Origin of the sequence: Rhodococcus sp. AG1013 (assembly GCF_003350365.1) — a bacterium.
Lineage (GTDB): Bacteria > Actinomycetota > Actinomycetes > Mycobacteriales > Mycobacteriaceae > Prescottella.
On sequence record NZ_QQAT01000014.1, the window covers coordinates 64,393 to 78,757 of the forward strand.

Here is a 14,365-nt window from a genome sequence, read left to right on the forward strand (position 1 = left end):
CGCCGCAGATGTCCGCGAGCGGGAACGTGTTGATCAAGAACGTTCTGGTGTACGGCGAGGGCGATCCGACCGACCTGCTGCTGGGCGACGGCCAGATCCTCGAAATCGGTGCCGGACTGAATGCCGGCGACGACACCGAGGTGATCGACGGGCAGGGGCAGATCCTGCTGCCCGGCTTCGTCGACATGCACACGCACCTGCGTGAACCGGGCCGCGAGGACACCGAGACCATCGACTCCGGTTCGGCTGCGGCGGCCCTCGGCGGTTACACCGCGGTGTTCGCGATGGCGAACACCAGCCCGGTGGCCGACTCCGCCGTCATCACCGACCACGTGTGGCGACGCGGCCAGGAGGTCGGGCTCGTCGACGTGCACCCGGTCGGTGCGGTCACGGTCGGCCTCGAAGGCAAGCAGCTCGCCGAGATGGCAACGATGGCGGCCGGTGTCGGCCGGGTGAAGCTGTTCTCCGACGACGGCCACTGCGTCGCGGACCCGCTGATCATGCGCCGCGCGCTGGAGTACTCCGCGTCGCTCGGCGTCCTGATTGCGCAGCACGCGGAAGAGCCGCGCCTGACCGAGGGTGCAGTCGCACACGAGGGCCCCACCGCGGCCCGACTCGGACTGACCGGTTGGCCGCGCGCCGCCGAGGAGTCGATCGTCGCCCGCGACGCGCTCCTGGCCCGTGACGCCGGCGCCCGCGTGCACATCTGCCACGCGTCGACCGCCGGCTCCGTCGAGCTCGTGAAGTGGGCGCGCGGTCAGGGCATCTCCATCACCGCCGAGGTCACCCCGCACCACCTTCTGCTCGACGACTCGCGCCTCGAGACGTACGACGCGGTCAACAAGGTCAACCCGCCGCTGCGCGAGGCCTCCGATGTCGCGGCGCTGCGCCGTGGGCTGGCCGAGGGGATCATCGACTGCGTGGCCACCGATCACGCGCCGCACGCCGAACAGGACAAGTGCTGCGAGTTCTCGCAGGCCCGCCCCGGCATGCTCGGGCTCGAGACGGCACTGTCGATCGTCGTGGACACGATGGTCCGTCCGGGCCTGCTGGACTGGCGCGGCGTGGCCCGCGTGATGAGCGAGCGGCCCGCCGAGATCGTCGGACTCGACGACCAGGGTCGCCCGATCGAGGTGGGCGAGCCGGCCAATCTGGTGCTCGTCGACCCCGACACGGAGTGGACGGTGCACGGCCCGGAGTTGGCCAGCGTCGCGAACAACACGCCGTACGAGTCGATGACGCTGCCCGCGAGGGTGACGGCCACGGTGCTGCGCGGCCGCGTCACCGCACGTGACGGCAAGGTCCGGCCACTGGGAGAGGTGTACTGATGGAGCGCATTCTGTGGGTGGTCGGCTGCATCGCGGTCTGGGCGCTGGCGATCTTCCTGATGTACCGCGGCTGGAAGGGTCGGGCCAGGCGCCAGGCCGACCGGATCGGTGAGCTGCCGCAGGTTCCCGCGGACCTCGGCAAGCAGTTGATCGCCCCGAGCACCGGCCTGTACGTGGGCAGCACGATCGCCCCGAGCTGGCAGGACCGCATCGCGGTCGGCGACATCGGCTTCCGTGCGACCGGTGCGCTCAGCCGCTGGACGGGCGGCATCCTGCTCGAGCGGGACGGCGCGTCGGCGATCTGGATTCCCGAGGGATCGATCCGGGCGATCCGCACCGAGCGCGGCCTTGCCGGAAAAGTGATGACGAAGGACGGAGTCCTGGTGATCCGGTGGGAGTTGCCCACCGGCACCGAGATCGACACGGGATTCCGCGGAGACGACAAGACGGTGTACCCCGAGTGGGTGCGCGACACAGACAGTGATGACACAGCGAATGCGGCGGGCTCTGGTGAGGTCGAGCAGAACGGAGAAGACGCATGAGCGGCTTTGACAGCAATACGGCGGTCCTGGTTCTCGAGGACGGCCGTGTCTTCCGGGGAACGACGTTCGGTGCCGTGGGGCAGACCCTCGGCGAGGCGGTCTTCAGCACCGGCATGACGGGCTATCAGGAGACCCTTACCGATCCCAGCTACCACCGTCAGATCGTGGTGTCGACGGCACCGCAGATCGGCAACACCGGCTGGAACGACGAGGACAACGAGTCCGTCGGCCCCACCGGTAAGTCGTCGGAGTCGAAGATCTGGGTCGCGGGCTACGTCGTGCGCGACCCCTCGCGCCGCACCTCCAGCTGGCGGGCGACCGGGTCGCTGCAGGACGAGCTCGAGCGCCAGGGCGTCGTCGGCATCGCCGGCATCGACACCCGCGCCCTGGTTCGGCACCTGCGCACCCGCGGTTCGATGCGCGCCGGCGTCTTCTCGGGCGACGCGCTCGCCGACGTGGATGTCCTGCTGGATCGGGTGAAGAGCCAGCCGACGATGCTCGGCGCCGACCTGGCCGGCGAGGTGTCGACCCCGGACGGCTACATCGTCGAGCCGGCCGGCGGCGAGGCCCGCTACACCGTCGCGGCGATCGACCTCGGCATCAAGACCAACACGCCGCGCATGTTCGCCGAGCGCGGCATGCGCGTGCACGTGCTGCCGTCCACCGCGACGCTGCACGACATCCTGGACATCAAGGCCGACGGCGTCTTCCTGTCCAACGGCCCGGGCGACCCGGCCACCGCGGACGGTGCCGTGCACCTCACCAAGGAGATCCTGGGCCAGGGGCTGCCGCTGTTCGGCATCTGCTTCGGCAACCAGATCCTGGGCCGCGCGCTGGGACTGAACACCTACAAGATGAAGTTCGGCCACCGCGGCATCAACATCCCGGTCGTCGAGCACGAGACCGGACGCATCGCGATCACCGCGCAGAACCACGGCTTCGCGCTCGAGGGTGAAGCAGGCCAGGAGTTCGACACCCCGTTCGGCCGCGCGGTCGTGAGCCACACATGCGCCAACGACGGCGCCGTCGAGGGCGTCCGCCTGCTCGACGATTCCGCGTTCTCGGTGCAGTACCACCCCGAGGCCGCGGCCGGCCCGCACGACGCCGCGTACCTGTTCGACCGTTTCGCCAACCTGCTCGAGGGAGTCAAGAAGTAATGCCACGTCGTACAGATCTCGAGCACATCCTGGTGATCGGCTCCGGGCCGATCGTCATCGGACAGGCCTGCGAGTTCGACTACTCGGGCACCCAGGCCTGCCGGGTTCTCCGCGAGGAGGGCCTGCGCGTCTCCCTGGTGAACTCCAACCCGGCCACGATCATGACCGACCCCGAGTTCGCCGACTCCACTTACGTCGAGCCGATCACGGCCGAGTTCGTCGAGAGGGTCATCGCCCGGGAGGCGGAGAAGGGCCACAAGATCGACGCCGTGCTGGCGACGCTCGGTGGCCAGACCGCGCTCAACACCGCCGTGGCGCTGCACGACCAGGGCATCCTGGAGAAGTACGACGTCGAGCTGATCGGTGCCGACTTCGACGCCATCCAGCGCGGCGAGGATCGCCAGAAGTTCAAGGACATCGTCGAGAAGGTCGGCGGCGAGTCCGCGCGCTCGCGTGTCTGCTACACGATGGACGAGGTCAAGGCCACGGTCGCCGAGCTCGGTTACCCCGTCGTCGTGCGGCCGTCGTTCACGATGGGCGGCCTGGGCTCCGGCATGGCGTACGACGAGGCGGATCTCGAGCGCATCGCCGGCGGCGGCCTGGCCGCGTCGCCCACCGCGAACGTCCTGATCGAGGAGTCCATCCTCGGTTGGAAGGAGTACGAGCTCGAGCTGATGCGCGACGGTCGCGACAACGTCGTGATCATCTGCTCCATCGAGAACGTCGACCCGGTCGGTGTCCACACCGGCGACTCGGTGACGGTGGCCCCGGCCATGACGCTCACCGACCGCGAGTACCAGAAGATGCGCGACCTCTCGATCGACATCCTGCGCGAGGTCGGCGTCGACACCGGCGGCTGCAACATCCAGTTCGCGATGGATCCGACCGACGGTCGCCTCGTCGTCATCGAGATGAACCCGCGCGTGTCCCGCTCGTCGGCGCTGGCGTCGAAGGCGACCGGCTACCCGATCGCGAAGATGGCCGCGAAGCTGGCCATCGGCTACACGCTCGACGAGATCGTCAACGACATCACCGGCGAGACCCCGGCCTGCTTCGAGCCGACCCTCGACTATGTCGTCGTCAAGGCGCCGCGGTTCGCGTTCGAGAAGTTCCCGGGCGCCGACGGCACGCTGACCACCACGATGAAGTCCGTCGGTGAGGCCATGTCCATCGGCCGCAACTTCACCGAGGCGTTCGGCAAGGTCATGCGCTCGCTCGAGACCAAGCGCGCCGGCTACTGGACGGGCCCCGAGGTGGAGGCGACGGACTTGGAGTCGCTGCTCGAGGAGCTGAAGGTTCCGCACGACGGCCGCATGTACGGCATCGAGAAGGCGTTCGCGCTGGGCGCCACGATCGAGCAGCTGTTCGACGCGACCGCGATCGACCCGTGGTTCCTGGATCAGATGCAGCAGATCCACGAGCTGGGCGAGCAGATCCGCGCTGCGGAGAAGTTCGACGAGCGGCTGCTGCGTCAGGCCAAGTACCACGGCCTGTCGGATCGGCAGATCGCGGCACTGCGCCCCGAGTTCGGTGAGGGCCAGGCCGCGGAGGACGCGGTCCGCGCGCTGCGCGACGAGCTGAAGGTGCGCCCGGTCTACAAGACCGTCGACACCTGCGCCGCCGAGTTCGAGGCCAAGACGCCGTACCACTACTCGACGTACGAGCTCGATCCCGAGGCGGAGACCGAGGTCGCGCCGCAGACCGAGCGTCCCAAGGTGCTGATCCTGGGCTCGGGCCCGAACCGCATCGGTCAGGGCATCGAGTTCGACTACTCGTGTGTGCACGCCGCGCAGACGCTGTCCGAGGCCGGCTACGAGACCGTCATGGTCAACTGCAACCCGGAGACCGTCTCGACGGACTACGACACCGCCGACCGCCTGTACTTCGAGCCGCTCACGTTCGAGGACGTGCTCGAGGTCTACCGCGCCGAGTCGGAGTCCGGCACCGTCGCGGGCGTCATCGTCCAGCTCGGCGGCCAGACCCCGCTGGGCCTGGCGAAGCGCCTCAAGGAGGCCGGTGTGCCGATCGTGGGTACCAGCCCCGAGGCCATCGACCTGGCGGAGGACCGCGGCGAGTTCGGTCGCGTGCTGACCGAGGCCGGCCTGCCGGCTCCGAAGTTCGGCACCGCCACCACGTTCGAGGGTGCGCGCGACATCGCGTCCGGCATCGGCTACCCGGTGCTGGTGCGTCCGTCGTACGTCCTCGGCGGCCGCGGCATGGAGATCGTGTACGACGAGAAGGCGCTCGAGAGCTACATCTCCCGCGCCACCGAGATCTCCGACGACCGGCCGGTGCTGGTCGACCGCTTCCTGGAGGACGCGGTGGAGATCGACGTCGACGCCCTGTGCGACGGCACCGAGGTATACCTCGGCGGCGTCATGGAGCACATCGAGGAGGCCGGTATCCACTCCGGTGACTCGGCGTGCGCGCTGCCCCCGATCACCCTCGGCCGCGCCGACCTGGAGAACGTCCGTCGTTCCACCGAGGCGCTCGCGAAGGGCATCGGCGTCAAGGGCCTGCTCAACGTGCAGTACGCGCTCAAGGACGACATCCTGTACGTCCTCGAGGCCAACCCGCGCGCGTCGCGGACCGTGCCGTTCGTCTCCAAGGCCACCGCGGTGCAGCTGGCGAAGGCGTGTGCCCGGGTGATGCTCGGCGAGTCGATCGCCGAACTGCGCACCCAGGGACTGCTGCCCGCCGAGGGCGACGGTGGAACGGTCTCGATGGACGCACCGGTCGCCGTCAAGGAAGCGGTGCTGCCGTTCAACCGGTTCCGTCGCGCCGACGGCACCGGCGTCGACACGCTGCTGAGCCCCGAGATGAAGTCCACCGGCGAGGTCATGGGCATCGACGCGGACTTCGGTACCGCGTTCGCCAAGAGCCAGACCGCCGCGTACGGCTCGCTGCCCACCAGCGGCTCGGTGTTCGTCTCGGTCGCCAACAAGGACAAGCGTTCGCTGATCTTCCCGGTCAAGCGTCTCGCCGACCTCGGCTTCCGGATCCTCGCGACCGAGGGCACCGCCGACGTCCTGCGCCGCAACGGCATCACGTGCGAGCAGGTCCACAAGCAGTCCGGCGAGGACCTGCCCGAGGGTGCGCAGACCATCGTCGAGCAGATCAAGGCCGGCGACGTCGACATGGTGATCAACACTCCGTACGGCAACTCCGGCCCGCGCGTCGACGGCTACGAGATCCGCAGCGCCGCGGTGTCGAAGAACATCCCGTGCATCACCACCGTGCAGGGTGCGTCCGCAGCCGTGCAGGGCATCGAGGCCGCCATCCGCGGCGACATCGGCGTCCAGTCGCTGCAGGAGCTGCACTCGCGTCTGCGGGACTCGCAGCAGTGACGTCGGAGCAGACGTCGGGCACGTCCTTCGGGGCGCGGGTCCACGCGGCACTGGGCCATCACGGCCCGCTGTGCGTCGGCGTGGACCCGCACCCCGAGCTGCTGGAGGCCTGGGGCCTGCAGCAGACCGTCGAGGGCCTCGAGCAGTTCAGTGAGATCTGCGTCGAGGCGTTCGTCGGCCGGGTTGCCCTCGTCAAGCCTCAGGTCGCGTTCTTCGAGGCGTACGGCTCCGGTGGCTTCGCGGTCCTCGAACGCACCATCACGGTCCTGCGGGAGGCCGGCACGCTCGTCCTGGCCGACGCCAAGCGTGGCGACATCGGCTCCACGATGAGCGCGTACGCCCAGGCGTGGCTGGGGGAGGGCTCGCCGCTCGCGTCCGACGCAGTGACGGTGTCGCCGTACCTGGGCTTCGGGTCGCTCGATCCCGTGCTCGAGCTCGCCGAGCGCAACGACGGTGGACTGTTCGTGCTGGCGGCGACGTCCAATCCGGAGGGCGCGCAGGTGCAGCTCTCGACCGCCGTGGACGGCCGCAAGGTCAGTCAGGTGATGGTCGACGAAGCCGCCGCCCGCAATGCCGGCGCGGACGTCCTGGGCTCGGTCGGTGTCGTCGTGGGCGCCACGCTCACGCAGGCCCCCGACCTGAGCGGCCTGCACGGGCCGATCCTGATGCCCGGTGTGGGCCATCAGGGCGGCACCGCCGACGACGTCCGGCGGCTGGCGGGCGACAGCCTGCGTGCCGTGGTGCCGAGCGTGTCGCGCGAGGTGCTGCGGGCGGGGCCGTCGGTGTCGGCGATCCAGGAGGCCGTGGCGCGTTCCGTCGACGCGTTCGCGTTCCTGCAGGACTAGGCGCCGGCGCGCGTCGTGCAATCTCCGGCAAGGCCGGGTTCGGGCTCGGCCCGAACCCGGCCTTCGTCGTCGTGACGGCCGGCTCGGGCCACCCGGCGATTGCACGACACGCGCTGACGCACGGAAGTTTTCGTAATCTTTTCCAAATTTTTCCGACCTGGCGCCTCCCACCGGACGAACTGTGGGACATGCCACGTCGCGGGGCCGGTCCGGCGGCGCTTCCGATCGGGATAAATGTCCGTCGACCTGCGAAGACAGGGAGATTTCGGGGTGTCGGCGCCCGGCGGTCGGCGGATGTGGGTGCCCGGACGCGGTCCCTTCGAACGCACCGTCGAATGAACGCATAACCCACCCGAATCGGGCGCTGACGTCGGGGGGTGGGTTAGCAATCGGCGCCCGGCGTGAGTACGGTCGCTATCGCCGCTGGTTATCCAGTGGTTGTAGACCATTTGCACACGACGAGACGGAGGAACCGTGGCCCTTCCCCAGTTGACCGACGAGCAGCGCGCTGCTGCTTTGGAGAAGGCGGCTGCCGCCCGTAAGGCCCGGGCTGAGCTCAAGGAGCGCCTCAAGCGCGGCGGCACCGACCTGAAGCAGGTCCTGAAGGATGCCGAAGAGGACGAGATCCTCGGCAAGATGAAGGTGTCGGCTCTGCTCGAGGCCCTGCCCAAGGTTGGCAAGGTCAAGGCGCAGGAGATCATGACCGAGCTCGAGATCGCTCCGACCCGTCGCCTTCGTGGCCTCGGCGATCGGCAGCGCAAGGCTCTGCTCGCCAGGTTCGATTTCGAGGCCTGAGCGCGACAAGTGATTGCTGACGCACAACAAGTGTCAGGCAGCAACGCCACCTCGGCCTCGACCGAGGATGGCAGCGCAGTGCGGAGGGGCCGGCTGGTAGTACTGGCCGGCCCCTCGGCCGTGGGTAAGTCCAGCGTTGTCCGGTTGCTGCGTGAACGTATGCCCGAGATCGTCTTCAGCGTCTCGGTGACCACCCGGGACCCGCGGCCGGGCGAAGTGGACGGACAGGACTACCACTTCATCTCGCGGGAAGAGTTCGACCGCATGATCACCGCCGGTGACCTGCTCGAATGGGCCGAGATCCACGGTGGCCTGCAGCGCTCCGGTACTCCGGCCGAGCCGGTGCGCCAGGCGCTCGCGGACGGCAAGCCGGTGCTGCTCGAGGTCGATCTGGTGGGTGCCCGCTCCGTGCGGGCGTCGATGCCGGAAGCGATCCTGGCGTTCATGGCACCGCCGAGCTGGGACGTTCTGGTCTCGCGGTTGACCGGTCGCGGTACCGAACCGGCCGACGTCGTCGAGCGCCGCCTGCAGACTGCGAAGGTCGAATTGGCGGCCCAGGACGAGTTCGACACGGTCATCGTGAACGAGGACGTCAGCCAGGCCTGCGATGAGTTGGTATCCTTGTTGGCTGGACGACAGGTCTAGGTCCTTTCCGGTCCTGACCAAGTGCCGTTGCCCCTAATTCCGACATTCAATTTGACAGTTTCCAGTCAAGTTCAGGAGAACCGAGTGAGCAGCACCGAAGCAGTAGTGTCCGACACCGCAGGTCGTGCCCTGCCTGCCTACGACACCCCGCTCGGCATCACCAACCCGCCGATCGACGAGCTCCTCGAGCGCACGTCGTCCAAGTACGCGCTGGTCATCTACTCGGCCAAGCGCGCCCGGCAGATCAACGACTACTACAACCAGCTCGGTGACGGCATCCTCGAGTACGTCGGCCCGCTCGTCGAGCCGGGTCTGCAGGAGAAGCCGCTGTCCATCGCGCTGCGCGAGATCCACGCCGACCTGCTCGAGCACACCGAAGGCGAGTGAGCGGAGCAACGTCCGTGCCTGAGCGCGAACCCGGCACGGCATCCGAGGGCCCCAAGCGGATCGTCGTCGGTGTCGGCGGCGGGATCGCCGCCTACAAGAGTTGTGCGATCGTGCGCAGCTTCACCGAGAGCGGTCACCACGTCCGGGTGATTCCTACCGAGTCTGCGCTGCAGTTCGTCGGTCGGGCCACCTTCGAGGCGCTGTCCGGCAACCCCGTGCACACCGGCGTGTTCGCCGACGTGCCCGAGGTGCCGCATGTGCGTCTGGGCCAGGAGGCCGACCTGGTCGTCATCGCGCCGGCCACCGCGGACCTCATGGCCCGGGCCGTCTCCGGTCGTGCCGACGATCTGTTGACCGCGACGCTGCTGACCGCGCGTTGTCCGGTCGTGTTCGCTCCGGCGATGCACACCGAGATGTGGGAGCACCCCGCGACGGTGAGCAACGTCGCGACCCTGCGCGAGCGGGGCAACACCGTGATCGAACCGGCGTCCGGTCGGCTCACCGGCAAGGACACCGGCGCGGGCCGGATGCCTGATCCCGAGGAGATCGTCGCGCTCGCGTCGCTCCTGCTCGAGCGACCGGCCGCGTTGCCCCGGGATCTCGAGGGGCGACGGGTCGTGATCTCGGCCGGCGGTACCCGCGAACCCCTCGACCCGGTGCGGTTCCTCGGGAACCGTAGTTCCGGTAAGCAGGGGTACGCGCTCGCGCGCCTCGCAGCCCAGCGTGGCGCCGAGGTGACGCTCGTGGCGGGTGCCACGGCCGAACTCGCGGATCCCGCTGCCGTCGACGTCGTCCATGTGCGGACCGCGGAGCAGATGCGCGAGGCGGTCATGAAGCACGCCGTCGATGCGGATGCCGTGATCATGTCGGCCGCGGTGGCGGACTTCCGGCCGGCCACCGTCGCCACCAGCAAGATCAAGAAGGGCGCCGACGAACCCGATTCGATTCCGCTGATCCGAAACGAGGACATTCTCGCGGGTCTCGTGCAGGCTCGACGGGACGGAACCGTCGATACCGCGACCGCGATCGTCGGTTTCGCGGCCGAGACCGGTGACGCGTCGGGCAGTGTTCTCGATCATGCGCGAACGAAGTTGACACGCAAGGGTTGTGATCTTCTCGTCGTCAACGCTGTCGGTGAGGGTAAGGCCTTCGAGGTCGACCACAACGACGGTTGGCTGCTCGGCGCCGACGGTACCGAGTCCGCGATCGAGCCCGGGTCGAAGTCACTGATGGCCAGTCGGGTGCTCGATGCACTCGCAGCGCTGCTCGTTCCCGAGTAACACACTCCGGTGGCGATCGCCGCCGGGACCCGCTTTCTGGCACTAGGGTCGAGCGCGGTATTGAATAGAAGTAGAAACGAAAATCAGCTCAGGTGTCGTATCGGGGCCAACCGAATTCGCGTCGTCGGATTCGAGGGACACGGACCCTGGACAGAACGTCGAGAGGGAGATCTGTGAGCACGTCCGGCAAGCGGCTATTCACCAGTGAGTCCGTGACCGAAGGTCATCCGGACAAGATCTGTGATGCGATCAGTGACTCCATCCTCGACGCGATGCTCGAGAAGGATCCGCGCAGCCGCGTCGCGGTCGAGACCCTGGTGACGACCGGGCAGGTGCACGTCGCCGGCGAGGTGACCACCTCCGCCTACGTCGACATCCCGAAGATCGTTCGCGACAAGGTGCTCGAGATCGGCTACGACTCGTCCGCCAAGGGCTTCGACGGCAACTCGTGCGGCGTCAACATCGCGATCGGCGCGCAGTCGCCCGAGATCGCGCAGGGCGTCGATCACTCGCACGAGGCGCGTGTCGGTGGTGCCACCGACGACGAGATCGACCGTCAGGGCGCCGGTGACCAGGGCCTGATGTTCGGGTACGCCTGCACCGATACCCCCGAGCTGATGCCGCTGCCGATCGCGCTCGCGCACCGTCTGTCGCGTCGCCTCACCGAGGTCCGCAAGACCGGCGTGCTGCCGTACCTGCGTCCGGACGGCAAGACCCAGGTCACCATCGAGTACGACGGTGACCGCCCGGTCCGCCTCGACACCGTCGTCATCTCGACGCAGCACGCGGCCGACATCGACCTCGACAATCTGCTCACCCCGGATCTGCGCGAGAAGGTCCTCGGCCACGTGCTGTCCGAGCTGGACATCGAGCTGGACACCTCGGACGTGCGCCTGCTCGTCAACCCGACCGGCAAGTTCGTGCTCGGCGGCCCGATGGGCGACGCCGGCCTGACCGGTCGCAAGATCATCGTCGACACGTACGGCGGCATGGCCCGGCACGGTGGTGGCGCGTTCTCCGGCAAGGATCCGTCGAAGGTGGACCGTTCCGCGGCGTACGCGATGCGTTGGGTCGCCAAGAACGCCGTCGCGGCGGGCCTCGCGGACCGCATCGAGGTCCAGGTCGCGTACGCGATCGGCAAGGCGGCCCCGGTGGGTCTGTTCGTCGAGACGTTCGGCACCGAGAAGACCGACCCGGAGAAGATCCAGACCGCGATCAGCGAGGTCTTCGACCTGCGCCCCGGCGCGATCATCCGCGACCTGGACCTGCTGCGCCCGATCTATGCGGGCACCGCGGCGTACGGCCACTTCGGCCGTACCGACATCGATCTGCCGTGGGAGCGCACCGACCGCGCCGAGAAGCTGCGCGCGGCGGCCGGTCTCTGACCGTCGACGACAAGTCAGCTCGCTGAGCGGCACCGACAAGACAGCGGCAGCACACGCGCCCGTGGCGCGAGTGCTGCCGCTGCTTCCTCTCGCCCATCTCGATCGGGAGTTCGACTACCTCGTTCCCGCCGACCTCGACGAGCAGGCCCGACCCGGGGTGCGCGTGCGGGTGCGGTTCGCCGGGCGGCTCGTCGACGGTTTCCTGCTCGAACGGGCCGATTCCAGTGACCACACCGGCAAGCTCGGCTGGCTCGACAAGGTGGTGTCCGCCGAGCGCGTCCTCACCCCCGAGGTGCGGGGCCTGGTCGACGCGGTGGCGCAGCGGTACGCGGGGACCCGTGCGGACGTCCTGCGCCTGGCCGTGCCGCCGCGGCACGCGAAGGTCGAGTCCGAGGAGGCCGCCGAGCGGCCCGTCCCCGAGGCGCCGAAGGTCGACCGTGACGCGTGGTCCGCGTACGTGCACGGTCTCAATTTCGTCGAGGCCCTCGAATCGGGGCGCGGCCCACGCGCGGTGTGGCAGGCCCTGCCGGGGGAGGACTGGGCCACCCGGATCGCCGAACTCGCCGGTGTCGTCGCGGCGTCGGGGCGGGGTGTGGTGCTGGTGGTGCCCGATCAGCGCGACCTGGACCGGGTGCTCGCCGCGTGCGAGTCGGTGATCGGGAAGGACGACGTGGTCGGTCTCGCGGCCGGTCTCGGTCCGTCCGCCCGGTATCGGCGGTGGCTGGCCGCGCTGCGGGGAACCGCCCGGGTGGTCGTCGGTACCCGCGCGTCGGTGTTCGCTCCGACGCCGGACCTCGGCCTGATGATCGTGTGGGACGACGGCGACGACAACCTGTCCGAGCCGCGCTCGCCGTACCCGCACGCGCGAGAGGTTGCGCTGCTGCGGGCGCACGGCACCGGTTGCGCGCTGGTGCTCGCGGGACATTCGCGCACCGCGGAGGGCCAGGCCCTCGTGGATTCGGGTTGGGCGCACGACCTGGTCGCCCCGCGTGACGTGGTGCGCGCGCGGTCACCCAAGGTGACGGCCCTCGCCGACAGCGACCACGCCCTGGCCCGCGATCCGGGCGCGCGGGCGGCCCGCCTGCCGGCGATCGCGTTCGCGGCGGCGCGACAGGCGATCGCCGCGGGTGCCGGTGTGCTGGTTCAGGTTCCACGCCGCGGGTACGTTCCGTCGCTGGCGTGTGCGAAGTGTCGTGCACCCGCGCGCTGTCGCCGCTGCAACGGCCCGCTGTCGCTACCGGCGGCCACCGGACCGGACGGTGCCGGTACCCCGACCTGTCGCTGGTGCGGTGTCGCTGACGCCAACCACCGGTGCCACGCGTGTGGGGCGCGGGCGCTGCGGGCCGTGGTGGTGGGAGCGGGACGGACCGCCGAGGAGCTCGGACGCGCGTTTCCGGGTGTCGCCGTGCACACTTCGGGGGGTGCCGACGTCAAGGCCGAGATCGCGCCGGGCCCCAAACTGGTTGTCTCGACCGTGGGCGCCGAACCGGTGATGCCCGATGGTTACGGCGCGGCGCTGCTGCTCGACGGCTGGGCTCTGCTCGGCCGCGCCGACCTGCGGGCCGCGGAGGAGACGTTGCGGCGGTGGATGACCGCGTCGGCGCTGGTGCGTTCGCATCAGGACGGCGGCGAGGTGGTGGTGGTCGCCGACTCCGGGATTCCGACCGTCCAGGCGCTGGTTCGGTGGGACCCGTTGTGGCACGCGCAGGCTCAGCTCGCGGAGCGTGCCGAGGTGGGTTTTCCGCCGGCGGCGCACATGGCGGCGGTCGACGGTACGGCGGCGTCGGTCGCCGAGCTTCTGGAACTCGCTTCGCTGCCCGACTCGGCCGAGGTGCTCGGCCCGGTGCCGCTACCGCCGGGCCAGCGGCTGCCGTTCTCGAGTGACGAGCCCGAGCCGGAGGACGTGGAGCGCATGCTCGTTCGCGTGCCCCGTAGTGCGGGGCGGGAGCTCGCGAAAGGCCTGGCCGAGGCGCAGGCCGTCCGCAGCGCCCGCAGGTCCGCCGGACCGGTGCGCGTCCAGGTGGATCCGCTTCGGATCGGCTAGGAGCGGCCCTCCGCGCCGGCACGGGCGTCACCGATGATGCGTCGCACGATGGTGAGTAGTTCGTTCATCTCGTCGTCGGTGACGATGCTCGGTGTGCCGGACATCGCGGCGTTGTAGTACAGGCCGTCGCCTATCAACATCACCGTCTGCGCGATCGCGCGGTCGGGGATCTCCTCCGCCATCGCGTCCATCCAGCAGTCGCGGATTCGAAGCAGGGCGTCCTGGGCGCGGGTATTGGCACCCTGACTCAGACAGATCGTCGCGACGATGGCCCGGTCGAGAACCGTGTCCTCATAGTTCGAGGTCCGTACGTAGTAGGCGGCCGGGCCCTCCGGCGCGGTGCGCATGGCCTCCACGTCGGCCGCACCCAATCCCTCGAGGTGCTCGGCCAACCCTGCCACCAGGGCGTCCTTCGACGCGAAATGGTAGAGCAGACCGCCTTTGGACACGCCCGCGGCCGCGGCGACGGCTTCGAGCGTCGCTGCGCGTTCCCCCTGCTCGATCAGGATCTGGATGAACGCGTCCAACAGCTTGGCGCGGGCGGCGGGTGGCGGTGGCATGAGACGAACGATAGCCGCTCGTTACTGCACCGTCCGGCTGGTACAGTAAC

12 protein-coding genes are annotated in these 14,365 nt (G+C 69.2%); 11 read left to right on the top strand and 1 reads right to left on the bottom strand.

All coding sequences use genetic code 11. The features are described 5' to 3' along the window. The first annotated feature begins 8 nt into the window (after positions 1-8). From DEU38_RS17480 to DEU38_RS17530, 11 genes are all read left to right on the top strand, one after another. Complete coding sequence (locus DEU38_RS17480; RefSeq protein ID WP_114722751.1) at positions 9-1,328, top strand: dihydroorotase; 1,320 nt, start codon at positions 9-11, stop codon at positions 1,326-1,328. Then, positions 1,328-1,870, top strand: a complete 543-nt coding sequence (locus DEU38_RS17485; RefSeq protein WP_114722673.1) for a transporter — start codon at positions 1,328-1,330, stop codon at positions 1,868-1,870. Before DEU38_RS17480 ends, DEU38_RS17485 begins: the two co-directional genes overlap by 1 nt. Beyond that, positions 1,867-3,027, top strand: coding sequence for a glutamine-hydrolyzing carbamoyl-phosphate synthase small subunit (carA, locus tag DEU38_RS17490; protein WP_114722674.1), 1,161 nt, complete (start codon positions 1,867-1,869; stop codon positions 3,025-3,027). Before DEU38_RS17485 ends, carA begins: the two co-directional genes overlap by 4 nt. Beyond that, positions 3,027-6,374 (top strand): carbamoyl-phosphate synthase large subunit, encoded by a 3,348-nt coding sequence (carB, locus tag DEU38_RS17495; RefSeq protein WP_114722675.1) that lies wholly within the window; start codon positions 3,027-3,029, stop codon positions 6,372-6,374. The genes carA and carB overlap by 1 nt, the downstream gene beginning before the upstream one ends. Continuing rightward, a complete protein-coding gene (pyrF, locus tag DEU38_RS17500) occupies positions 6,371-7,219 on the top strand; it encodes an orotidine-5'-phosphate decarboxylase (protein ID WP_114722676.1) in 849 nt (282 codons plus the stop codon). The genes carB and pyrF overlap by 4 nt, the downstream gene beginning before the upstream one ends. Positions 7,220-7,693: 474 nt before the next feature. After that, entirely contained in the window at positions 7,694-8,014 is a 321-nt protein-coding gene (mihF, locus tag DEU38_RS17505) for an integration host factor, actinobacterial type (protein ID WP_007535578.1), read from the top strand. Positions 8,015-8,092: 78 nt separating this feature from the next. Then, positions 8,093-8,659 (top strand): guanylate kinase, encoded by a 567-nt coding sequence (gmk, locus tag DEU38_RS17510; protein ID WP_114722677.1) that lies wholly within the window; start codon positions 8,093-8,095, stop codon positions 8,657-8,659. Positions 8,660-8,764: 105 nt separating this feature from the next. Further along, positions 8,765-9,046 (top strand): DNA-directed RNA polymerase subunit omega, encoded by a 282-nt coding sequence (gene rpoZ / locus DEU38_RS17515; RefSeq protein ID WP_114722678.1) that lies wholly within the window; start codon positions 8,765-8,767, stop codon positions 9,044-9,046. After that, on the top strand, positions 9,043-10,326 hold the full coding sequence (coaBC, locus tag DEU38_RS17520) for a bifunctional phosphopantothenoylcysteine decarboxylase/phosphopantothenate--cysteine ligase CoaBC (protein ID WP_114722679.1): 1,284 nt from the start codon (positions 9,043-9,045) through the stop codon (positions 10,324-10,326). The genes rpoZ and coaBC overlap by 4 nt, the downstream gene beginning before the upstream one ends. 173 nt (positions 10,327-10,499) lie before the next feature. Then, positions 10,500-11,711 (top strand): methionine adenosyltransferase, encoded by a 1,212-nt coding sequence (gene metK, locus DEU38_RS17525; RefSeq protein ID WP_114722680.1) that lies wholly within the window; start codon positions 10,500-10,502, stop codon positions 11,709-11,711. A gap of 61 nt (positions 11,712-11,772) precedes the next feature. Continuing rightward, complete coding sequence (locus DEU38_RS17530; RefSeq protein ID WP_397484729.1) at positions 11,773-13,755, top strand: primosomal protein N'; 1,983 nt, start codon at positions 11,773-11,775, stop codon at positions 13,753-13,755. Here the strand turns inward: DEU38_RS17530 and DEU38_RS17535 are convergent. Continuing rightward, a complete protein-coding gene (locus tag DEU38_RS17535) occupies positions 13,752-14,315 on the bottom strand; it encodes a TetR/AcrR family transcriptional regulator (RefSeq protein ID WP_114722682.1) in 564 nt (187 codons plus the stop codon). The two genes, DEU38_RS17530 and DEU38_RS17535, sit on opposite strands and share 4 nt — an antisense overlap. Positions 14,316-14,365: the final 50 nt, after the last annotated feature.

Coding starts and splice junctions, on each gene's coding strand:
- DEU38_RS17535 (WP_114722682.1), bottom strand. CDS start 14,315: ATGCCACCGCCACCCGCCGCCCGCGCCAAGCTGTTGGACGCGTTCATC.
- carA (WP_114722674.1), top strand. CDS start 1,867: ATGAGCGGCTTTGACAGCAATACGGCGGTCCTGGTTCTCGAGGACGGC.
- carB (WP_114722675.1), top strand. CDS start 3,027: ATGCCACGTCGTACAGATCTCGAGCACATCCTGGTGATCGGCTCCGGG.
- DEU38_RS17480 (WP_114722751.1), top strand. CDS start 9: ATGTCCGCGAGCGGGAACGTGTTGATCAAGAACGTTCTGGTGTACGGC.
- DEU38_RS17485 (WP_114722673.1), top strand. CDS start 1,328: ATGGAGCGCATTCTGTGGGTGGTCGGCTGCATCGCGGTCTGGGCGCTG.